Annotated in this window: 20 protein-coding genes; 4 read left to right on the top strand and 16 right to left on the bottom strand. The window is 68.4% G+C overall.

The window, feature by feature from the left end:
* Positions 1-48: 48 nt before the first annotated feature.
* Complete coding sequence (bioB, locus tag ASD82_RS05515; RefSeq protein WP_056716687.1) at positions 49-1,086, bottom strand: biotin synthase BioB; 1,038 nt, start codon at positions 1,084-1,086, stop codon at positions 49-51.
* A gap of 148 nt (positions 1,087-1,234) precedes the next feature.
* Between bioB and ASD82_RS05520 the strand changes: the two genes are divergently transcribed.
* Positions 1,235-1,441 (top strand): hypothetical protein, encoded by a 207-nt coding sequence (locus ASD82_RS05520; protein WP_007808713.1) that lies wholly within the window; start codon positions 1,235-1,237, stop codon positions 1,439-1,441.
* A gap of 8 nt (positions 1,442-1,449) precedes the next feature.
* Entirely contained in the window at positions 1,450-2,163 is a 714-nt protein-coding gene (locus tag ASD82_RS05525; protein WP_056716635.1) for a ComF family protein, read from the top strand.
* Between the two features lie 31 nt (positions 2,164-2,194).
* Here the strand turns inward: ASD82_RS05525 and ASD82_RS05530 are convergent, their stop codons facing one another.
* Positions 2,195-3,199 (bottom strand): sulfotransferase, encoded by a 1,005-nt coding sequence (locus tag ASD82_RS05530; RefSeq protein WP_162253813.1) that lies wholly within the window; start codon positions 3,197-3,199, stop codon positions 2,195-2,197.
* A gap of 196 nt (positions 3,200-3,395) precedes the next feature.
* Here ASD82_RS05530 and ASD82_RS05535 point away from each other — a divergent pair, with 196 nt between their 5' ends.
* Positions 3,396-3,782 carry a GtrA family protein gene (locus ASD82_RS05535; RefSeq protein ID WP_056716644.1) on the top strand — a complete coding sequence of 129 codons (387 nt, stop codon included), beginning with the start codon at positions 3,396-3,398 and terminating at the stop codon, positions 3,780-3,782.
* On the top strand, positions 3,779-4,771 hold the full coding sequence (locus ASD82_RS05540) for a glycosyltransferase family 2 protein (RefSeq protein ID WP_056716647.1): 993 nt from the start codon (positions 3,779-3,781) through the stop codon (positions 4,769-4,771). The genes ASD82_RS05535 and ASD82_RS05540 overlap by 4 nt, the downstream gene beginning before the upstream one ends.
* Positions 4,772-4,789: 18 nt before the next feature.
* Here ASD82_RS05540 and ASD82_RS05545 read toward each other — a convergent pair whose 3' ends face one another.
* The 14 genes from ASD82_RS05545 to ASD82_RS05610 form a co-directional block, all read right to left on the bottom strand.
* Positions 4,790-6,850, bottom strand: a complete 2,061-nt coding sequence (locus ASD82_RS05545) for a hypothetical protein (protein WP_056716649.1) — start codon at positions 6,848-6,850, stop codon at positions 4,790-4,792.
* 129 nt (positions 6,851-6,979) lie between these two features.
* Positions 6,980-7,909, bottom strand: a complete 930-nt coding sequence (gene ubiA / locus ASD82_RS05550; protein ID WP_056716652.1) for a 4-hydroxybenzoate octaprenyltransferase — start codon at positions 7,907-7,909, stop codon at positions 6,980-6,982.
* A gap of 170 nt (positions 7,910-8,079) precedes the next feature.
* A complete protein-coding gene (gene ilvA / locus ASD82_RS05555; RefSeq protein ID WP_056716655.1) occupies positions 8,080-9,630 on the bottom strand; it encodes a threonine ammonia-lyase, biosynthetic in 1,551 nt (516 codons plus the stop codon).
* Positions 9,627-9,875 (bottom strand): acetolactate synthase small subunit, encoded by a 249-nt coding sequence (gene ilvN / locus ASD82_RS05560; protein WP_007808724.1) that lies wholly within the window; start codon positions 9,873-9,875, stop codon positions 9,627-9,629. Before ilvN ends, ilvA begins: the two co-directional genes overlap by 4 nt.
* 88 nt (positions 9,876-9,963) lie before the next feature.
* Positions 9,964-11,832 (bottom strand): biosynthetic-type acetolactate synthase large subunit, encoded by a 1,869-nt coding sequence (gene ilvB / locus ASD82_RS05565; RefSeq protein ID WP_255357991.1) that lies wholly within the window; start codon positions 11,830-11,832, stop codon positions 9,964-9,966.
* A gap of 70 nt (positions 11,833-11,902) precedes the next feature.
* On the bottom strand, positions 11,903-12,244 hold the full coding sequence (locus ASD82_RS05570) for a hypothetical protein (RefSeq protein WP_056716657.1): 342 nt from the start codon (positions 12,242-12,244) through the stop codon (positions 11,903-11,905).
* Between the two features lie 72 nt (positions 12,245-12,316).
* Positions 12,317-13,327, bottom strand: a complete 1,011-nt coding sequence (gene ilvC / locus ASD82_RS05575) for a ketol-acid reductoisomerase (protein WP_056716659.1) — start codon at positions 13,325-13,327, stop codon at positions 12,317-12,319.
* Entirely contained in the window at positions 13,324-15,027 is a 1,704-nt protein-coding gene (gene ilvD / locus ASD82_RS05580) for a dihydroxy-acid dehydratase (RefSeq protein ID WP_056716661.1), read from the bottom strand. The genes ilvC and ilvD overlap by 4 nt, the downstream gene beginning before the upstream one ends.
* A gap of 178 nt (positions 15,028-15,205) precedes the next feature.
* Positions 15,206-16,384 (bottom strand): 3-isopropylmalate dehydrogenase, encoded by a 1,179-nt coding sequence (leuB, locus tag ASD82_RS05585; protein ID WP_056716664.1) that lies wholly within the window; start codon positions 16,382-16,384, stop codon positions 15,206-15,208.
* Positions 16,381-16,962, bottom strand: coding sequence for a 3-isopropylmalate dehydratase small subunit (gene leuD / locus ASD82_RS05590; RefSeq protein ID WP_056716666.1), 582 nt, complete (start codon positions 16,960-16,962; stop codon positions 16,381-16,383). Before leuD ends, leuB begins: the two co-directional genes overlap by 4 nt.
* A gap of 151 nt (positions 16,963-17,113) precedes the next feature.
* Positions 17,114-18,523, bottom strand: coding sequence for a 3-isopropylmalate dehydratase large subunit (gene leuC, locus ASD82_RS05595; protein ID WP_200950232.1), 1,410 nt, complete (start codon positions 18,521-18,523; stop codon positions 17,114-17,116).
* Positions 18,523-19,473, bottom strand: a complete 951-nt coding sequence (locus ASD82_RS05600; RefSeq protein WP_056716670.1) for a branched-chain amino acid transaminase — start codon at positions 19,471-19,473, stop codon at positions 18,523-18,525. The genes leuC and ASD82_RS05600 overlap by 1 nt, the downstream gene beginning before the upstream one ends.
* Positions 19,470-21,074: a 2-isopropylmalate synthase gene (locus ASD82_RS05605; RefSeq protein WP_082585255.1), complete on the bottom strand. Its 1,605-nt coding sequence runs from the start codon at positions 21,072-21,074 to the stop codon at positions 19,470-19,472. Before ASD82_RS05605 ends, ASD82_RS05600 begins: the two co-directional genes overlap by 4 nt.
* A 424-nt stretch (positions 21,075-21,498) precedes the next feature.
* Entirely contained in the window at positions 21,499-21,966 is a 468-nt protein-coding gene (locus ASD82_RS05610) for a hypothetical protein (protein ID WP_056716674.1), read from the bottom strand.
* Between the last annotated feature and the right edge of the window lie 36 nt (positions 21,967-22,002).

Below are 22,002 nucleotides of genomic sequence, written 5' to 3' on the forward strand. Positions count from 1 at the left end.
GCTGTGCTCCCTCCCCTGCTCGCAGGGGAGGGTTGGGGTGAGGTGCTCTCAAGCCGCCGCACTGCAGCCGCAACCCTGCCCGCAGCTTTCGCCTTCGCCGATGTCCGCATGCACGGTGCCCGCACTCTCGACCACCTCCATCGGATGCAGGTCGAGCCGGCGGAACAGCGCGCGATCGGCTTCCACGTCCGGGTTGCCGGTGGTCAGCAACTTCTCGCCGTAGAAGATCGAGCCGGCGCCGGCGAAGAAGCACAGCGCCTGCACCGCGTCGTCCATCTGCTGGCGGCCGGCGGACAGACGCACGATCGACAGCGGCATCAGGATGCGCGCCACCGCGATCGCCCGCACGAACTCGAACGGATCGAGCGGCTCGGCATCGCCCAGCGGCGTGCCGGGCACCGGCACCAGCTGGTTGATCGGCACCGATTGCGGATGCTCGGGCAGGTTCGCCAGCGCCTGCAGCAGGCCGGCGCGCTGTTCGCGCGTCTCGCCCATGCCGACGATGCCGCCGCAGCAGGTCTTCAGGCCCGCGTCGCGCACCTGCTCCAGGGTGACCAGGCGATCCTGGTATTCGCGGGTGTGGATGATCTCGCCGTAGAACTCCGGCGCGGTGTCGATGTTGTGGTTGTAGTAGTCGAGGCCGGCGTCCTTGAGCTGCTGCGCGTGGCCGTCGCCGAGCAGGCCCAGGGTGGCGCAGGTTTCCAGGCCCAGGTCCTTCACCGCACGCACGATCGCGGCGACCTTGGGGATGTCGCGGTCTTTCGGGCCGCGCCAGGCGGCGCCCATGCAGAACCGGCTGGCACCGGCGGCCCTGGCGGCGCGGGCGCGTTCCAGCACGTCGTCGATGTCCATCAGCTTCTGCGCGGACACGCCGGTGTCGTAGCGCGCCGCCTGCGGGCAGTACGCGCAGTCCTCCGGGCAGCCGCCGGTCTTGATCGACAGCAGGGTCGACACCTGCACTGCGTTCGGGTCGTGGTGCTCGCGGTGCACCGTGTGGGCGCGATGCAGCAGTTCGTTGAACGGCAGCGCGAACAGCGCGGACACCTCGGCGCGGCTCCAGTCGTGACGGAGAACGGTTTCGGCCATGGAATACCACTCGCTGAGGAACAAGCGCGAGAGTGTGGGAGCCGCCCCGAGGCGTGTCAACCGAACGATATCAAGTGAAGTTGACGAGACTTGGGCGCTCCGCTCCCGCTACCATCGCGCCTTCGCGATACCAACTGGGGGCGGTCGGATGAGTGAAGGGCAAGGCAGTACGGGCAACGTGCTCGCGGCGATCTGCAGTTTTTTCATTCCCGGCCTGGGCCAGCTGGTGCAGGGGCGCCTGCTCAAGGCGATCATCATGTTCGTGCTGGCGGCGGTGTTGTGGATCGTGCTGCTGGGCTGGCTGATCCATCTGTGGTCGATCCTCGACGCAGCGCTGTACAAGCCCGCGCGCTGAGCCCCCGGATGAACTTCCTGGCCACGCCGTGGCGAACCCTGCAGCGTTTCGTGCTGCCCCTGCGTTGCCTGCTGTGCAACGCCCGCGGCGAGCACGACATCGATCTGTGCAACGCCTGCGCCGCCGAATTGCCCCGCAACGGCAGTTGCTGCGCGCGCTGCGCACTGCCGCTGGCCACGCCGGCGGCGCTGTGCGGCGAATGCCAGCGCAGCCAGCCACCATGGGACAGCGCGTGGGCACCCTTCCGCTACGGCTGGCCGCTGGATCGGCTGGAATCGCGCTACAAGTTTTCTTCCGATCTCGCCGCCGGCCGCGTGCTGTCGATGCTGTGGCAGCGCGAACCGCAACCGCCCCGCTTGCCCGAGCTGCTGTTGACGGTGCCCCTGCATCGCAGCCGCCTGCGTCGGCGCGGCTACAACCAGGCGCTGGAGCTGGCCCGCCCGCTGGCCAGCAAGCTTGGCGTGCCGCTGTCGCACGACACCCTGCTGCGCCGTCGCTCCACCACCGCGCAGACCGAACTCGACGCCGTCGCCCGTCGCCGCAACGTGCACGGCGCCTTCGCGCTGCGCGAAGGCGTCACCCTGCCCGGGCACGTGGCGATCCTCGACGACGTGATGACCACCGGCGCCACCCTGGCCGAATGCACCCGCGTGCTGCGCCGCGCCGGCGTGCGGCAGGTCGACGTGTGGGCGCTGGCGAGGGCGCCGTCACCACGGGGATGACGGGTCGGAGCAAGCCGGATGTTGAACACCCCTAGGTGTCGCGTTCGGCGAGTTCGTCGAGGAAGCGGTTGACGCGCCGTGACAGGCGCCCCAGCGGCGTGAAGTGGCCGGCGTCGAGATGGCCGTCGTTCTGCTCGATCTGGAGCAACCCGAAACCGGTCATCGCCTCGCGCCGGAAGTCGTCGTAGAGCGCCATCGCCTCGGCGGCGGAAGCCCGGTGATCCGGTGGAATGTCGTCGAGCGAGTAGTGACGGACCTTGCCGCGGTCGTAGTAATCCATGGCGTGGTCCAGTCGCAGCTCCAACGCCTTGCCAAGCGCGTCGAACACGCGGGCATCAATCGCCTCGTGGAAGACGGCGTGCACGTGCGGCAGGTTGCGCAAGGCACGGACATACAGCTGCACGACCGAGAAGAACCCGCGCAGCACCTCGCTGTGGCTGGCGACGCGGCCACCGGTGAGCTGGGCCAGGCCACGCGTGGACATCAGTACGTCGAGCGGGTTGCGGAAAGTGAAGATGTAGCGCGACGTGTAGAAATGTCGGCAATGGAAATCGAACAGTTGCCCGCACTCCGCCACGGCGTGCGCGGGGTTGATGACGATCTTCGAGCCGACGTAACGGTACGTGTCCGCCAGTCTGGCGAGGTATGCCCACCACGGCCCATCCGCCTCTAGCAGGTGCGGGCAGTAGGTGCTCTTGTTCTCCTGGTTGCCCCAGGCGCGATGCATGCCGTTGTAGCGCGCGGCGAAATCCGCGTCGCCGGCATCGAGGTGGAAGCGCGGTTCGCCGAACAGGAAAATGTCATCGGCGCCGTTCAAGGCGTTCTGCAGGATCGTGGTGCCGCTGCGCGCGGCACCGATGACGAACAAGCCTCGCGCCGCGACATGGCGGCAGACCTGCGCCATGTCGGTGGGGATGTCGGGGGCTGGCGGGATGGAGTCGCCCGCCACCGTCGCGGAGGGTGGCCGAAACCGTCGCGCGCGCAGCATCAGTCCGAGTCGTCTGGTCAACGAGGGCACGTCATTCGTCCGTGGCATCTGCCAGTCGCCCGGGCCAGGCGATCGTTGCAGTTGAAGACGAGTCTCGCATGTCCGTGGGCGGTGGCGGAACATCCCCGGGGCGGATTGCGGCCAGGAATCGCATCCTGCCCCGGGTTCTGGTATTTGTCCCACCATTCGCACAGACAGCCGGGACACTCCACTTGAACCAGACATCGCACTCCCGGGTCGCCCCGTGAAGGCATGGCTTCGCCAGTTGTTCCTGTTCGGCATCGTGGGCATGATCCAGGTTGCCATCGATTCGGGCGTCCTGATCGGGCTGACCCGCGCCGGTGTCGATGTGGCGGCGGCGAACGTGTGCGGCCGGGTGGCCGGTGCGCTGGTCGGCTTCCTTCTCAACGGCAAGACCACCTTCCCCTCGCTGTCCGGGCGGCGCCTGCATGACGGTCCGCTGCTCCGCTTCATCCTCACCTGGCTGGCCCTCACCGCCATCAGCACCCTGCTGCTGGTGCTGCTGCATGAACACGTGGCGCTGGAATACGTGTGGCTGGTGAAGCCGATGGTGGAAGTGTGTCTGGCAGCGGTTTCCTTCCTCGTTTCGAAATTCTGGATCTATGCATGAATCAGCCGTCCGGCACGACTCCCGTCATCGCGGTGGTCATTCCCTGCTACCGCGTGGGATCGCGCGTGCTTGACGTGATCAGGGACATCGGTCCGGAGGTGGGCTGGATCTTCGTGGTCGACGATGCCTGCCCGGAACACAGCGGCAAACGGGTCAGGGCCGAATGCGGCGACCCGCGGGTACAGGTGCTTGAACACGGGGAAAACCAGGGCGTCGGTGGCGCCACCGTGAGCGGCTACAGGGCCGCGCTGGCCACCGAGGCACAGATCGTGGTCAAGCTCGACGGCGATGGCCAGATGGCACCAGCCCTGATCCCGAACCTGGTGCGATCGATCCGGCAGGGCCGGGCGGACTACGTGAAGGGCAACCGTTTCTACCGGATCGGCGACGTATCGGGGATGCCGGCCGTGCGGCTGATCGGCAACGCGGGTCTGTCCTTTCTGACCAAGTTGTCCAGCGGCTACTGGCAGCTGTTCGATCCGACCAACGGCTTCACCGCGATCCAGCGCGACGTGCTGGCCGAGATGAACCTGGACAAGCTGGCCCGGCGCTACTTCTTCGAATCCGACATGTTGTACAACCTCAACCAGCTGCGCGCGGTGGTTGGCGAGATGCCGATGCCGGCGGTTTATGCCGACGAGCCCTCCAGCCTCCGGCCGATGCGCGTCATCGGTCACTTCTTCCGTGGCAACCTGCGCAACTTTCTCCGGCGTGTCGTCTATACCTATTTCGTGCGGAGCTTCTCGCTGGCGACGATCGAGCTGTTGCTGTCGCTGCCCTTGATCCTGTTCGGCCTCTGCTATGGACTGGCGCATTGGGCGCACGCCATGCACAGCGGCATGCCGGCCGCTTCGGGCGTGGTGATGGCCGCCGCGCTGCCGCTGATCATCGGGACCCAGCTGTTGTTGTCCTGGCTCAACTACGACGTGTCGAACCAGCCGACCCAGCCAGTCCATCCGATGCTGGCCGGCCGCGCCGACGGCTCCTGAGCCGGCGCGGCGCTGCCGTTACTCGCCGGCCGGCGCGTCGACGTCCAGGCTGACCAGGGCGATACCCAATCGGCGGTTGTCGCTGCTCTGTCCAAGCGTCAGCGGCGAGATGGCCGCAGGCACCGCGATGCGCAGCTGATCGAGGCCGGGCGGATTGCGGAAGCGCAGGCGCACGGGCTGTGCCTGCTCGCCGAGCACGAAGGTCTGCGCCTCGTCACCAAGCGTCATCGTGAACGGCTTGCCGGCGTTGGGGCCGTAAGCGGAGGCGACCAGGCGCAAGGTGGCCGAAGCCGGCAATGGCCGGGTGAAGTGCAGCACTACCTCGTCGGCATCCGACCAGCGGCCGAAATCCTCGACGCCGGACAAACCCTGCACCGGACCCAGGTCCGGGCTGGAACTGTCGAAGTTGATGTGGAACGGCATCGGCAGCCGGTACAGCGCGAAACCACCGAAGTGCTGCACCGACAGGGATGCGGCCTGCATCGGATGTGAACCGATCACCAGCGCCCACTTGCTGCCGGCGGGCAGGCGGCCCGCATCGATGGGCTGGCCGGGGGACAGTGGCACGACCGCACTGTCCGCGGCATCGAGCTGGAACTGGGCCTGGACCAGCCTGAAGACGTCGTCACCGGCAATCGCCACGCCCGAACGTTGCGACGCAAGCAGGGCTCGTGTGGTGCGCGCCGCCGTGTCGTAGGTGTCGGGAATTCTCCGCTGCGCCGCCTCGCGGGCGACCAGGTGCGAGGCACCCACGGCAAACACCGGCACGAAGATCCACGCGTACAGGACCGTGCCCAGCCGCCGGCTGATGAACCACATCGCCAGGATGCCGAGCCCAAAGGCGGTGATCACGTGGAAGAAATGGGAGTCGACCACCACCCCGTAAAGTTCGGGTGCGTCGATGCGATTGGGAGCGAAGCCACGGAAGCGGTACCACGCGGCCAGGATGGAAAAGCCGCCCACCACCAGCGTGGCGGCGACATGCCCGAGCATGCGGCTGCGGGTCGGTGCGGCGTCGTCATCGACCCATGCGCCAGCCACCAGGTAGAGCAGCGGCAGCGCGAAGTCGTAATAGCGCATGTGCAGCCGGCGCATGGCCTCCAGCGGATTCCCGTCCGGCACGTTCGCGGTGAAGTACACCGTCACGACCACCAGCGTGGAAAGAATGGCCAGGCTGAACAACATCAGCCGTTGCCGATCAGCCGCGGGAGCAGCGCCGTCGACGGGAAGGCGGCGCAACTGGAACAGGCACGCCAATGGCACCGAATACAGCGTGACCAGTGCCAGCTCGTGGCCGAACAACGATCGCGCGCCGTAATGCAGCAGCACGCCCAGGTCGGGGTGGCTGAAGCTGGCATTGGCCTGTGCCTTGTAGAACCCGCCGAGCAGGTCGAGGCCATTGCGCCCGGCCAGCAGGCCACCGAGGCAGAAGCGCACCGCCAGGAACGCCATCAGCGCCGCAAGGCCAGCCCGCAACACGGCGTGAAACCGCGATGGACCACGGCCAAGCACGCCAGTGGCCAGCAAGTAGCCGCCGTAGCCGCCCAGCAGGAACAGTGCATGCAGCTTGACCAGGCACATCAGGCCAAGAAGCGACCCGACCAGCAGACCGTTGCGCGCCGACGCCTGGGGCGCCATCACCAGTACCAGCCAAGCAAATACCCAGAACAGGAAGAAGTACATCGCCTCCGGCATGAAGAACGCGGTGTAGGTCGATACCGGCCCGAGCAGGCTGGCCAGGGTCAGCAGCAGCGCCAGGCCGAACTGCATGTAGCGACGCGCCAGCATGAAGACAAAGGGCGCCGCCGCCACGAAGAAGCCCGCGTTGAGCACGCGTACGCAGCTCATGAAATCGGGGCCGCACATATTGCTGCTGCGGTAGATCAGCAAATAGAGGAATGAAGGCACCTGCGCCTGCGATATGGGCAGCAGGCGGCTGTACAGGCTGTAGGTCCATTCGTCCCCCAGCACCGACGGGCCCAACCCGCTGTTGCGAAACACCAGGAAGACGAAAATGGCGACCATCGCCAGCCACAGGACGCGTGGAATGACCGGGCGGCCGGGGACGGTGGCTGTCATCGTGGCGGAATCCGGCAGACGGGAGTGGCGATGATCAAGGCGTAGCCCTCGAACGACACGGACAGGTTGCCGGAGCAACAGCAGGCCGAGCGTGACGACCCTGTTGCAGCAATCCGATCCATTCCCGGCTCAACGCACAGCCAGCGCCAGCACGATGCCGATCCACACCGCCAGGCCCAGCCAGTTGTTGTGGCGGAAGGCGGCGAGGCAGGCGTCGCGGATGCGGTCGCGGATCAGCCAGTGCTGATAGCCGAACAGGCCGGCCGCGACCAGCAGGCCCAGCCAGTACGGCCAGCCCAGCGCGGCGCGTTGGCCGATGAAGAACATGGCCAGCAGGAAGGTGCCCATCAGCATGCCGAGGATCGGCAGGTCGGCGTCGCCGAACAGGATCGCGGTGGACTTCGCGCCGACCTTGAGATCGTCCTCGCGGTCGACCATCGCGTATTCGGTGTCGTAGATCACCGACCACAGGATGTTGCCGATGAACAGCAGCCAGCCGATCGGCGGCACGCTGCCGGCGACCGCGGCGAACGCCATCGGGATCGACCAGCCGAACGCGGCGCCCAACACCACCTGGGGCAGGTAGGTCCAGCGCTTGGTGAACGGGTAGATCGCCGCCAGCGCGGCGCCGGCGAACGACAGCTCGATGGTCAGCCGGTTGGTGAACAGCACCAGCACGAAGGCGAAAGCCAATAGCGCGGCGAACACGCTCAGCGCCTCGCGCGGGGTGACCCGCCCCGAGGCGATCGGCCGTCCGGCGGTGCGTTCCACCTGGGGGTCGAGCTTGCGGTCGGCATAATCGTTGATCGCGCAGCCGGCTGCGCGCATCGCGAACACGCCCAGGGTGAAGATGACCAGCGGCTTCCACGGCGGGAAGTCGCCCGCGGCCAGCCACAGCGCCCACCAGGTCGGCCACAGCAGCAGCAGGGCGCCGATCGGCCGATCCATGCGGGTCAGCACCAGGTAATCCAGCGCCTTCTCGCGATACTGCGCCGGCAGCTTCTGCAGCAGCCAGTTCAGCACCCGCGTGGCGCGGGTCGAACTGTCCGCGGGCTGCAACGGCCTGGGCGCGGCCTTCGCCGCGCCGGGTCGTGGCCGCACGGCAGGCGAGGGTGCGTTCTTGCGCCGCTGGCGTTTGCGAGGTGGAGGAGCCATCGACGCAGTTTAGCGTGAGCCGCGGCCGATCGTGGCGTGACGCCCTGCGCGAAACGGCAAGTCGCGCCGGCGATCTACTGCCGCAGCAACAATCGATACGCCGGATGCGCGCTCTCATCCACATGCGGATAGCCCAGCGTGGCGAGGAAACGCCGGAACAGCGGCAATTCGGCGGCGGGTACCTGGATGCCGACCAGGATGCGGCCGTGGTCAGCGCCGTGGTTGCGGTAGTGGAACAGGCTGATGTTCCAGTCCGGGTGCATGTGATCGAGGAAGCGGGTCAGCGCGCCGGGGCGCTCGGGGAACTCGAAGCGGTACAGCAGTTCGTCGCGGGCCAGCGGCGAGCGGCCGCCGATCATGTGGCGCAGGTGCAGTTTGGCCAGCTCGTCGTCGGTGAGGTCGAGCACCTCGAACTGCTGCGCGCGAAACGCCGCGGCCAGCGCCTCGCGCTCGTCGCGGCTGGCGATGCGCACGCCCACGAAGATGTGGGCGAGGCGGGCGTCGCCGATGCGGTAGTTGAACTCGGTGATGTCGTGCCGGCCCAGCGTGGCGCAGAAGCGGCGGAAACTGCCGCGTTCCTCGGGAATCGTCACCGCGAACACCGCCTCGCGCTGCTCGCCGACCTCGGCGCGCTCGGCGACGAAGCGCAGGCGGTCGAAGTTCATGTTGGCGCCGGAGACGATCGCCACCAGCGCGCCACGGCCGCCGCCGTGCGTGGCCACGTAGTGCTTCAGCCCGGCCAGCGCCAGCGCGCCGGATGGTTCGGCCACGCTGCGGGTGTCCTGGTGGATGTCGCGGATCGCGGCGCAGATCGCGTCGGTGTCGACGCGCAGCATCGCGTCGACATGCTGGCGGCACAGCGCGAAGGTCAGCGCGCCGACCTGCTTCACCGCGGTGCCGTCGGCGAACAGGCCGACCTCGTCCAGGGCGACGCGCGTGCCGGCTTCCAGCGAGCGCGCCATCGCATCCGAATCCGACGCCTGCACGCCGATCACCTTCACCTCGGGCCGCAGCGCCTTGATGCACGCGGCGACGCCGGCGAGCAGGCCGCCGCCACCGACCGGCACGAACACCGCCTCGAGCGGGCCGGGGTGCTGACGCAGGATCTCCAGGCCGATCGTGCCCTGGCCGGCGATCACCGCGGGGTCGTCGAACGGATGCACGAACACCGCGCCACGCTCGGCCTGCAACCGGGCGGCGGCGGCCTGGGCGTCGCTGTACGAATCGCCGGTCAGCACCAGCTCGACCATTGCGCCGCCGAAGCGGCGCACCGCGTCCACCTTCACCTGCGGCGCGGTCACCGGCATCACGATGGTGGCGCGGATGCCCAGCTTCGCCGCGGCCAGCGCCACGCCCTGCGCGTGGTTGCCGGCCGAGGCGGCGACCACGCCGCGCCCGCGCTGTGCCGCATCCAGCTGCACCATGCGGTTGTACGCGCCGCGAAGCTTGAACGAGAACACGCTCTGCTGGTCCTCGCGCTTGAGCAGCACGGGCCGGCCCAGCCGTTCGCCCAGCAGCGGCGCTGCCTCCAGCGCGGATGCCTGCGCCACCTCGTAGACGCGCGCGGCACGGATCTGCGCCAGCAGGTCGGCTGCGTCGTCGGGCAGGGGCGCGACGGCATTCATGCCGCGAGCGCGGTGGCCGGATGCGCCACCTGCAGCACGTCGACCAGCTTGCGGGTCTGCTGCAACAGCTGCGCGACACCGGCGTCGTCGCACTGCAGGCTCAGCGTAAGCCGCGACACGGCCGGATCGTGCGTGGCCGCCACGGTCAGCGTGTCGATGTTGTAGCCCCGCGCGGCAAACAGCCCGGCCACGCGTACCAGCGCGCCGGCTTCGTTCTGCAACAGGATGGACAGGGTGTGGTTCATGGCGGGCGACTCCGTTGGGGTGAATCCTTCACGGGAATGACGACGGTGAAGATTTGTCGCGATCTCTGGTGGGTGGAAAAATCACGGCTCAGAACATGTGCGATGCAGCGGTCTCGCGCTCGACCGGTGCCGCCCGCGACGCAATGAACTCGCCGGTGATCATCTGGGCGTAGCTGGCGCCGGGGCCGACCATCGGATACACGCCGGCGTCCGGGTCGATCATCACTTCCAGGAAGGCCGGGCCGTCGCAGGCGAGGAAGTCGGCGACCACCGGCTCCAGTTCGTCCACGCGCTCCAGCCGTCGCGCCCAGCCGAAGCCGTCGGCCTGCGCGGCCAGCACGAAGTCCTTCCTGTGCAGGCTCTTGTCCGACGCGGCGAAACGGCCCTTGAAGTACAGCTTCTGCCACTGCCGCACCATGCCGTCGCCGACGTTGTTGAGCACCACGATCTTCAGCGGCAGGTTGTACGTGGTGACGGTTTCCAGCTCGCCGATGTTCATGCGGATGCTGGCGTCACCGTCGATGTCGATGACCAGCTTGTCCGGATGGGCGAACTGCGCGCCGATCGCCGCGGGCAGGCCGAAACCCATCGTGCCCATCGAACCGGAGGTCAGCCAATGCCGCGGCGCGCGGAAGTCGAAATACTGCGCCGCCCACATCTGGTGCTGGCCGACGCCGGTGCTGACGATGGCACGGCCTTGCGCGTAGCGGTTGATCGCCTCGATCACCGCGTGCGGCTGGATCAGCGCGCTGGCACGGTCGTAGTTCATCGCGTGCACGCGTTTCAGTTCGGCCACGTGGGCGTGCCAGGCGTCCAGCTTCGGCCGCAAGCCATGGCCGAGGCCATACGCGGTGAGCCGTTCCAGCGCGCGTTTCAGCGGACCGACGTGGTGCCAGTCGACCTGCTTCACCTTGCCGATCTCGGCCGGATCGATGTCGACCTGCGCGATGAACTTCGCCTGCGGGGCGAACTTGTGCGGCACGCCGGCCACGCGATCGTCGAAGCGCGCGCCCAGCGCCAGCACGAAGTCGCAATCCTCCACCGCGTAGTTCGCGTACGCGGTGCCGTGCATGCCGAGCAGGTGCAGCGCCAGCGGGTCGGTGCTGTCGAAGCCGCCCAGTCCCATCAGGGTGGTGGTGACCGGCAGGCCAAACGCGTCGACGAAGGCGCGCAGCGCAGCGGCGGCTTCCGCCGCGATCACGCCGCCGCCCGCGTAGATCAGCGGCCGCCGCGCCTGCATCAGCGCGGCGAAGAACGCCGCGCAGTCGGCGTCACCGAGCGCCGACTGCTCCACCGCACGCAGCCGCGCGCGATAACCGGCCAGCGCCAGCTCGCCGCTGCCGCGCCAGGCGAGCGCGGCGTTCTGCACGTCCTTGGGCACGTCCACCACCACCGGGCCGGGCCGGCCGCTGCGTGCCAGGGTGAATGCGGTGCGCAGGGTCGCTTCCAGTTGCGCCGCGTCGGTGACCAGGAACACGTGCTTGGCGCAGGCGCCCATGATGTTGCTGATCGGGGCCTCCTGGAATGCGTCGCTGCCGATCGCCGCGGTGCCGACCTGGCCGCAGATCACCACCAGCGGGATCGAGTCGGCCATCGAGTCGCGCACCGGCGTGACCATGTTGGTGGCGCCCGGCCCGGAGGTGACGATGGCCACGCCGACCTTGCCCGATGCGCGCGCATAGCCGGCCGCCATGAACCCCGCACCCTGCTCGTTGGCCGGCACGATCAGCGGCATCGGCTCGCTGCCATCGGCGCGCGGGTGCAGGGCGTTGTAGCGGAATACCGCGTCGTACACCGGCAGGATCGCGCCGCCGGAATAGCCGAACAGCACCTCCACGCCTTCGTCGGCCAGTACCTGCACGATCGACTCGGCGCCGCTGGAAGGCGCGCTCGCGAGCGGCGCGGGATCGACGCTGAAGGCTTTGGCAGCGCTGGCTGTCAGGGTTGCTGTGGTCACGATGCATTTCCTGGATGCGACACGCGCCGGCGGTCGATGGAGCGTTGCGGTGCGCGGCGCGGGCGGCGAGCTAGTTGCGGATCAGTTCGTCTGCGGCGGGCGCGTGCACGGGCACGCCGTACGTCGAGATGATGCGCAGCTCCTGCGCCACGGGAGAGAAGCGCTCCCACGGGATGCCGTTGACGTCGGCATCGCAGTTGAAGCCGTGCGCGTCGTCATCCTCGAAGCCCACATGGCGCAGCTGGCCCGCGCGTTCGGGCTGCTGGTTGATCGAGAAATTCAGCTGGTCGGTGCGCCACATGGCATAGGTGCCAGCGACCACCGCCTGCGGCGGCTGGCCCAGGCGGCTGGTGTAATCGGCGATGGAGGCGCCCAGGTCGGCAACGGCCAGGGCGATATGGAAACGTTTCATGGCAGACCTCGTGTGTTTGGACAGGTGATGTGACGGACAGCCGGCGACTGGTGCCGGCGGCCCGGGTCGGGCTCAGCCCACCTTCTTCAGTGGCTCGACGGCGGGTTTTGCCGCGCTCGGCTGCAGCCACGGCATCCGCGCACGCAGCTTCGCGCCGACCTGTTCGATCGGGTGATCGAGGTCGGCCTGCTTCAGGCGCTTGTAGTTGGGCAGGCCGGCGGCGTATTCGGCCGTCCAGTTGCGGGCGAAGGTGCCGTCCTGGATGTCGGTGAGCACGTCCTTCATGCGCGCCTTCACGCCGGCGTCGACGACCCGCGGGCCGCTGACGTAGTCGCCGTACTGCGCGGTCTCGGAGACGAACTCGAGCATCTTGCTGAGGCCGCCCTCGTAGAACAGGTCGACGATCAGCTTCAGCTCGTGCATCACCTCGTAATAGGCGATCTCCGGCTGATAGCCCGCTTCGGTCAGCGTTTCGAAACCGGCGATCACCAGCTCGCTGGCGCCGCCGCACAGCACGGCCTGCTCGCCGAACAGGTCGGTCTCGGTCTCTTCCTTGAAGTCGGTCTTGATGATCATCGCGCGGCCGCCGCCGATGCCGTCGGCGTAGGCTTTCGTCTTCGCCTCGGCCTGGCCGCTGGCGTCCTGGTGCACGGCCCAGATGCACGGCACGCCGCGGCCGCGTTCGTACTCGGTGCGGACCAGCGCGCCGGGGCCTTTCGGCGCGACCAGGATCACGTCGATGTCGCTGCGCGGATTGATCTGCCCGAAGTGCACGTTGAAGCCGTGCGCGAACAGCAGCGCGGCGCCGGACTTGATGTTCGGCTCGATCGCCTCGCGGTACAGCGCCGGCTGCACCATGTCCGGGGTCAGCACGGCGACCAGGTCGGCGCCGCGCACGGCCTCGGCCGGTTCCAGTACGTTGAAGCCGTCGGCTTTCGCCTTGTGCGAGGTGGGGCCGTTCGGGCGCAGGCCGATCACCACGTCGAGGCCGGAGTCGCGCAGGTTGAGCGCGTGCGCGCGGCCCTGGCTGCCGTAGCCGAGCACGGCGATGCGGGAAGAGGCGAGGGTGGAATGGCTGCTCATGCGGTAGCTCCCTGGTTGGATGTTTCAGTGCGTGGCGTGCGGTTGGGTACACGGGTGTCGGGGTGGGTGGTGGCGCCGTCGGAGGCCGAGCCGACCAGCAGCGCGTACTTGGCCAGTGCGCCGCGGCTGACCTTCGGCGCCGGTGGTTGCCAGTGCGCGCGGCGTGCGGCGAGGTCGGCGTCGGTGCGCAGTTCGCGCTGGCCGGCATCGATGGCGATGCGATCGCCGTCGCGCAGCAGGGCGATCGGTCCGCCGCGCGCCGCTTCGGGCGCGACGTGGCCGACCATGAAACCGTGGGTGGCGCCAGAGAAGCGGCCGTCGGTGATCAGCGCCACGTCATCGCCGAGGCCGCGTCCGACCAGGGCCGCGGTGACGCCGAGCATCTCGCGCATGCCCGGCCCGCCGGCCGGGCCTTCGTTGCGGATCACCAGCACGTCGCCGGCGCGAATGCGATCGCCCTGCACCGCGGCAAACGCTTCCTCCTCGCTCTCGAAGACGCGCGCCGTACCTTCGAAACTGCCGCTCTTGCCGGGAATCTTCAGGATGCAGCCTTCCGGCGCCAGGTTGCCGTACAGGATCGAGTAGCCGCCGCGGGGCTTCAGCGGAGCGCTGACCGGATGCACCACGTCCTGGGTGTCGGCGCGCGGCGCCGCGGCGACTTCGTCGAACAGCGAGCGGCCAGTGACGGTGGGCGTGTCTTCCAGCATGCCCGCGGCGATCAGCTCCTGTGCCACCCGCGCGCTGCCGCCCGCACCGAACAATTCCACCGCGGTGTAGCGGCCGCCGGGCAGCAGGTCGGCGATCACCGGCGTGTGCACCGAGGCCGGCTCGAAATCCTCCAGCGTCCACTCGACGCCGGCCTCGCGGGCGATCGCCAGCAAGTGCAGCACCGCGTTGGTGGAGCCCGCAGTGGCGGCAACCATGCGCGCGGCGTTGCGCATCGCGGTGCGGGTGATCAGCTCGCGCGGCGTGCGGTTTTCGCGCAGGCATTCCATCACCAGTTCGCCGCAACGAAATGCTGCTGCACCCTTGGCCGGATGCGTCGCGGGGATGTCGTTGTAACCCACCGGCGACAGGCCCATCGTGGTCAGCACCATCGCCATGGTGTTGGCGGTGAACTGGCCGCCGCAGGCGCCCGCGCCGGGGCAGGCGTCGCGCTCGACCGCGGTCAGTTCCGCATCGCTGATCTTGCCCGCGCCGTGCGCGCCGACCGCCTCGAACACCTGCTGCACGGTGATCGGATGGTGGTCGTGGGTGCCGTGCGCGATGGTGCCGCCGTACAGCGCCACTGCGGGGATATCCAGCCGCGCCATCGCCATCGCCGCGGCCGGAATGGTCTTGTCGCAGCCGCACAGCACCACCATCGCGTCGAGGCAGTGGCCGTCCACCGCCAGCTCGATCGAGTCGGTGATCACCTCGCGGCTGATCAGCGACGAACGCATGCCGGGCGTGCCCATCGCAATGCCGTCGGTGACCGCGATGGTGTTGAACTCCACCGGTGTGCCGCCGGCGGCACGGATGCCATTGGCCGCCTCCACCGCCAGCTCGCGCAGGTTGAGGTTGCACGGGCTCACGTTCGACCAGGTGTGCACCACCGCCACCAGCGGCTTGGCGATCGCCGCGTCGTCCAGGCCGGTGGCGCGCAGCATCGCGCGGGCGGGAGCGCGGTCAGGGCCGCTCTTGATCAGGTCACTGCGCATGGTGATTCCACGGTGTGTTGGAAAAAAAGCGCCCCCGGCGTGCAGAGGGAGGTTGGCCGGACGGGACAGGGGGCGGCGCCATCACGGCGACCACGAACCGTCCTGGCCGCTGGCACGCCAGGGGCAGCAGAAAGCGCGGACACGTCCCTGTGTCCGCCGGGGAAAGCGTGGGTGCGCATCAGCCGCATGCGCGCGCTCCGCAGAAGAACGCGGCGGCGTTGTCGGCGTGTTCCTCGATCGCGGCCAGCACCGCATCGAGCACTTCGGTGGTGCCGGCATGTCCGCCGATGTCGCGGCTGTGCGGGCCGTGCCGCAGCACTTGCTCCACCGCCGCCTCGACCGCCAGCGCCTCGGCCTCCAGCTGCAGCGAGTGGCGCAGCAGCAGCGCGGCAGAGAGGATCGCGCCGACCGGGTTGGCCACGCCTTGCCCGGCGATATCGGGTGCCGAGCCGTGGATCGGTTCGTACAGGCCCATGAGGGTCGAGGCGGCCGCAGGCCGCACCGAACTCCCTTCTCCCGTTGACGGGAGAAGGTGGCCCGCAGGGCCGGATGAGGGGGCTCGATCGCCCAGCGACGCCGACGGCAGCAGGCCCAGCGAACCGGCCAGCGCGGCGGCCTCGTCGGTGAGGATGTCGCCGAACAGGTTCTCGGTGACCACCACGTCGTAGCGGTTCGGCTGAGTCAGCAGCAGCATCGCCATCGAGTCGACCAGCTGATGCTCGACCCTTACGTCGGGGTAGTCGGCGGCGATGCGCTGCACCGTGCTGCGCCACAGCCGCGAAGTTTCCAGCACGTTCGCCTTGTCGACCGAGGTGACGTGCTGGCGACGATCGCGTGCCAGCTCGAACGCGCGGCGCACCACGCGTTCGATCTCGACCACGGTGTACCTGCATTCGTCGGTGGCGGTGTCCACGGTGCGTGTCTTCGCGCCGAAATAGGCGCCGCCGGTGAGTTCGCGCACGAACAGCACGTCGACGTCCTTCAGTTTTTCGTTCTTCAGCGGCGACAGATCGGCCAGGGCCGGATGCACCTGCAACGGGCGCAGGTTCGCGTACACGCCGAGCGCGGCGCGCAGCGCCAGCAAGCCCTGCTCGGGTCGCACCGGCGCGTTCGGGTCCGACCACTTCGGGCCGCCGACGGCGCCCAGCAGCACGGCGTCGGCGGCCTGGCACGCCGCCAGCGAGGCGGCCGGCAGCGGCTCGCCGGTGGCGTCGATCGCGCTGCCGCCGATCAGCTGTTCGTCGAAACTGAATTCGTGCTCGTAGCGCGTGGCCACGGTGTTCAATACGGCCACCGCCGCGGCGGTGACCTCGGGGCCGACGCCGTCGCCGGGCAGGGTCACGATGCGGGCTTTCATGCTGCTTGCTCCTGTTGTTCGTAGCGGGCGATGGCATCACGGTGTTGCAAGAGGTAGCCGAGCTGGTCGACGCCGTTGAGCAGGCAGTGCCGCGCGAACGGTTCCAGTCGGAACGGGATGCGGCCGCCGTCGGGCAGCGCGATGTACTGCTCGCGCACGTCGATCGCCAGCTCGATGCCCGGGTGCTTGAGCAGCCAGCGGTGCTCCAGTTCGTCGATGACGATGGCGAGCAGGCCGTTCTTCAGCGCGTTGCCGCGGAAGATGTCCGCGATCTCGCTGCACAGCACCGCGCGGATGCCGTAATCCAGCAGCGCCCACGGCGCGTGTTCGCGCGAGGAGCCGCAGCCGAAATTGCGCCCCGCCACGAGGATCGAGCAGCTCTTCGCCTCCGGCCGGTTCAAGGGGAAGGCCGGGTTGTCGCTGCCGTCGGCCTGGTAGCGCCAGTCGTGGAAGCACAACTTGCCCAGTCCGTCGCGCGTGGTGGTGGTGAGGAAGCGCGCCGGGATGATGCGGTCGGTGTCGATGTTCTCGTCGGGCAGCACGGCGGTGCGGGAGTGGATATGGGTGACGGGTTTCATTCGGATCTCCTCGAACTGGCAGCCTTGGCTCCTCCCCCTGCTTGCAGGGGGAGGTTGGGAGGGGGTAGCGCTCTTGCCGCAAGAGCAACCCCACCCCAACCCTCCCCTGCAAACAGGGGAGGGGGAAAAGCGGAGCGGGTCGTACTCATGCTCATGCCGCCACCTCCACCGCGTACTCGCGAGGATCGGCGATGCGCCCGGCCACCGCACTGGCGGCAGCCGTCGCCGGACTCGCCAGCACGGTGCGCGCACCCTTGCCCTGGCGACCCTCGAAATTGCGGTTGGAAGTGGACACGACCAGCTGGCCCGGCTGCGCCAGGTCGCCGTTCATCGCGATGCACATCGAGCATCCCGGCACGCGCCACTCGGCGCCGGCGGCGGTGAACACGTGGTGCAGGCCTTCGCGCTCGGCGTCGCGGCGCACCGCCTCGGAGCCGGGCACCACCAGCATGCGCACGCCGTCGGCGACGCGGCGGCCATGCAGCACGCGGGCCGCTTCGCGCAGGTCGGACAGGCGCGAGTTGGTGCAGCTGCCGACGAACACCACGTCCACCGGCGTGCCCTGCATCGGCTGGCCGGCCTTGCTCTGCATGTAGTCGAGCGCGCGGCGTTCCTGCGCATTCGTCGCCGCCGGCACCGGCGCGTCCATCGCGATCGCCATGCCTGGATGGGTGCCGTAGGTGACGGTAGGTTTCACCGCGCCGGCGTCGATGCGCACCTCGCGGTCGTAACGCGCGCCGTCGTCGCTGCGCAACGCGCGCCATTGCGCCACCGCGTGCTCCCACGCTTCGCCTTGCGGCGCACGGGGACGTCCCTTCAGCCACGCGAACGTGGTGTCGTCCGGGGCGATCAGCCCGGCGCGTGCGCCGGCCTCGATCGACATGTTGCACACGGTCATGCGCTCGTCCATCGTGAGCGCCTCGATCGCCGCGCCGCGGTACTCCAGCACGTAGCCGGTGCCGCCATCGACGCCGATGCTGCCGATGATGTGCAGGATCAGGTCCTTGGCGCCCACGCCCGGCGGCAGCTGGCCGTCGACGTGGATCGCCATGGTCTTGGGCCGGCGCTGTAGCAGGCATTGCGTGGCCATCACATGGCCGACCTCGGTGGTGCCGATGCCGAACGCCAGCGCGCCGAATGCGCCATGGGTGGAAGTGTGGCTGTCACCGCAGACGATGGTCATGCCGGGCCGCGTGGCGCCCAGCTCGGGGCCGATCACGTGCACGATGCCGCGGTCGGCGCTGTCCCAGCCGTGCAGTTCGACGCCGAACTCGCGGCAGTTCGCTTCCAGTTGCGCGACCTGGGCCTGCGCCTCGGCGTTCGCATACGGGCGGCTGCCGTCGTCGTTTGTCGGCAGGGTCGGGGTGGAGTGATCAAGCGTGGCCAGCATGCGGTCGGGCCGGCGCAGTTTCAGCCCGCGCCCGCGCAGTTCGCTGAACGCCTGCGGCGAGGTGACCTCGTGCACCAGGTGCAGGTCGACGTAGAGGATCGCCGGCGTGTCCGCGGTTTCGGCGGCGACGACGTGGGCGTTCCAGATTTTTTCGAAGAGCGTCTTGGCCATCACGCAGCCTCCTGCGCGGTGGCTTCGCTGTGGACGGGCGTTAACCAGGACCAGCGATCCTCGGTACGTCCATCGAACAGGCCGAAGAACGCCTGCCGCAGCTGCTGGGTGATCGGCCCGGGAATGCCCTTGCCGATCGCCTTGCGGTCGACCGAGCGCACTGGCGTGATCTCGGCGGCGGTGCCGGTCATGAACACTTCGTCGGCGGAATACAGCGCCTCGCGGGGCAGCTCGCGCTCCTCCACCGCGATGCCGAGATCGGCGGCCAGGGTGATCACCGCATCGCGGGTGATGCCGGCCAGGATGCCGGCGCTGGATGGCGGGGTGAGCAGCTTGCCGCGCTTCACCACGAAGAGGTTTTCGCCGGCGCCTTCGCTGAGCAGGCCGTTGTGGCCCAGCGCGATGCCCTCGTCGTAACCGTTGCGGCGGGCCTCCAGCCCGATCAGCTGGCTCGACAGGTAATTGCCGCCCGCCTTGGCCCAGCTCGGGATGGTGTTCGGCGCGGGACGGTTCCACGAGGACACGCAGACATCGGCGCCGCGCTCGGCCGCCTCGCCCAGGTACGCGCCCCAGTTCAACGCGATCAGCGCCACGTCGACGGGCGCGTCCGCCTTCGCCAGCACGCCCAGCCCGCCGGCGCCGCGGAACACGATCGGCCGCACGTAGGCCGACGGCATCGCGTTGGCGCGGATCAGCTCCAGGCAGGCGGCGTTGATCTCGTCCTCGCTGTAGCCCACCTCGATCTCGTAGACGCGGGCCGATTCGAACAGCCGCCGCGTGTGCTCGGCCAGGCGGAAGTAGGCTGGTCCGCGCGGCGTGGCGTAGACGCGCTCGCCCTCGAACACCGACGAGCCGTAGTGCAGCGCGTGGGCGCTGACGTGGACGTTGGCCTCGGCCCACGGCTTGATCCGGCCGTTGTGCCAGACGAAAGGTGTGTGGCCATGGTTCATGCGGTGGCTCCCAGGTTGCGGGTGGCGGGGGCAGCGGCGGCGGACGCCTGTTGCTCGATGCGATTGACGATCACCAGCGCGGCCAGCGCGGCGGCTTCGACGATGTCGGTGCTGTCGCCGTGGCCGCGCCAGTCGCGACCGGCATGGCGGGCGCTCAATTGCGCATGGCCCGGCGCGTCGGCGCCTTCGCCCATGGCGTCGATCTGGAACCGGGTCAGTTCCAGCGGCGTACCGGTGGCGCGTTCGATCGCGCGCAGCACGGCGTCCACCGGACCATCGCCGATCGCTGCTTCGGCGGCATGGTGCCCGTCGTCGTGGCTCAACTTGACCGACGCCGACGCGCTGCCGCCGAAATGCGAGTTGGCGTGCAACTGCAGCAGGTGCCACGGGCCGCCGGCGTTCGGGTCGCGGCCCAGCGCCAGCGCTTCCAGGTCTTCGTCGTGCAGCTCGCGGCCGTGGTCGGCGAGGATCTTGAAGCGGGTGAAGATGTCGTCCAGCGCGGTGTCGTCGGGCGTGTAGCCCATCGCCTGCAATCGCTGACGCAGCGCGGCGCGGCCGGAATGCTTGCCCATCACCAGGCTGGTCGCGGCGATGCCCACGTCCTGCGGCCGCATGATTTCGTAGGTGCCGCGATGCTTCAGCATGCCGTGCTGGTGGATGCCCGATTCGTGGGCGAACGCGTTGGCGCCCACGATCGCCTTGTTGCGCGGCACCGCCTGACCGGTCAACTCGGTGAGCAGGCGCGAGGTCGGGTACAGCTGGCGCGTGTCGATGCGCGTGTCCACGCCGAAATGCCGCGCGCGCACCTTCAGCGCCATTACCACTTCCTCCAGCGCGGCGTTGCCGGCGCGCTCGCCGATGCCGTTGATGGTGCATTCCACCTGGCGCGCGCCCGCGCTCACCGCGGCCAGGCTGTTGGCCACCGCCATGCCCAGATCGTTGTGGCAATGGCTGGAGAAGATCACCCGCTCCGCGCCCGCCACGTGGCGACGCAGGTACTCGAACAGCGCCACGATTTCCGACGGCGTGGTGTAGCCAACCGTGTCCGGTGCGTTCAGCGTGGTGGCGCCGGCCGCCACCGCGGCACTGAACACCTCCGCCAGGAATTCGGGCTCGGTGCGCAGCGCATCCTCGGCGGAAAATTCCACTTCGTGGCAATGGTCGCGGGCGCGTTCGATGGCGCGCACCGCGGTGTCCAGCACCTGCGCCCTGCTCATGCCCAGCTTGTGTTCGCGGTGCAGCGGGCTGGTCGACAGGAACAGGTGGATGCGCGCGTGCCGGGCCGCCTGCAGCGCGCGGGCGGCGCTGTCGATGTCGCCGTCCTGGCAACGCGCCAGAGCGCATACCGTGGTGCTTTTCAGCGTGCCGGCGATTTCCGCAACCGCAGCAAAATCGTCCGGCGACGCCTGCGGAAAGCCGGCCTCGAGCACGTCCACGCCCAGCGCCTCGAGCTGCTGCGCCATGCGCAGCTTGGCCCGCCGGTCCATCGAGAAACCGGGCGCCTGTTCGCCGTCGCGCAAGCTGGTATCGAAGATCCGCACGCGTTCGGCGACTACGTCGTCGTCGCTGGCGGGGGCGTTGTGCTGGTCGGGGTTTTTCATCATGGCTCCGCTGTGTGGGCGTCGCCGAAGGCATAAAAAAACCCCGCATCCGTTACCGGGTGCGGGGTTCTTTGGGTGTTTTCAGGTTTTTCTATTTACCTGGACACATGCCCTCAGCCCGCACCTCCGTTGGTAATGAGGAGTACGAGTACGAGGGCAAGAAGGAGCGTGCCGCGAGCCTGCAGCAGGCCGGCAACCGTCAGGAGACGGTTTCCATTGGCGAGGCTGCGGTGGCTGTTGCGCTGCGACATGAGTCGACACTAAACCGGTCTTTGCCGCCTTGTCAACAGGAGTCGATATGAAAAATGCTTCTATGTGACATGGTCGGCTTTTGGACGTCTATCCGTCCATGCACGAAACGGCCATCGGAAAGCTCGCTGGCGTGGTTCGATGCGTTCCGTGCAAAATTTCGCGGTGGATGGCGTCAGCGCTGGCCGTCCGGCGCGGTATCCGTGCCAAGCTGGAGTTGCTTTCGCTGGTAGTCGATCAACGTCTGGTCGGCCAGCAGATAGTCCTTTTTGGCAAGGGCAGACTGGATGAGCACGGCAATCTCCTGGTCGCTCTTGCCTTCCAGCGAGGCGCGCCGGGAATTCAACGCAAAGTCCGGCTGATAGGCCCCGGCCACTGTCCTTGCGGCTTGTGGCGACAACCCGAGGGTTTGCCATGCTTCCGCGAGCTTTTCGCGGAGCTTGTTGAGGTTGACCACGGCGTTGATCGAAACCTCGCGATCGTCGCGGGACAGACTGTTATACGTCTGCTGTCTCTGTCGGTTGAGGTTTTGCTGGATGTTTTGCTGGGACCGCGAGGTCATTGCCTTCTCGGAGGAGTCCTGTGCATGGAGCACCGGAGCTGCCAACGTGATCAACAGGCATGCGAAAGCCAATTTCTTCATGTGAAGATCCCTCTGCAGAAGAACGGGTGGACAACG

This window comes from Rhodanobacter sp. Root179, from assembly GCF_001428465.1.
Lineage (GTDB): Bacteria > Pseudomonadota > Gammaproteobacteria > Xanthomonadales > Rhodanobacteraceae > Rhodanobacter.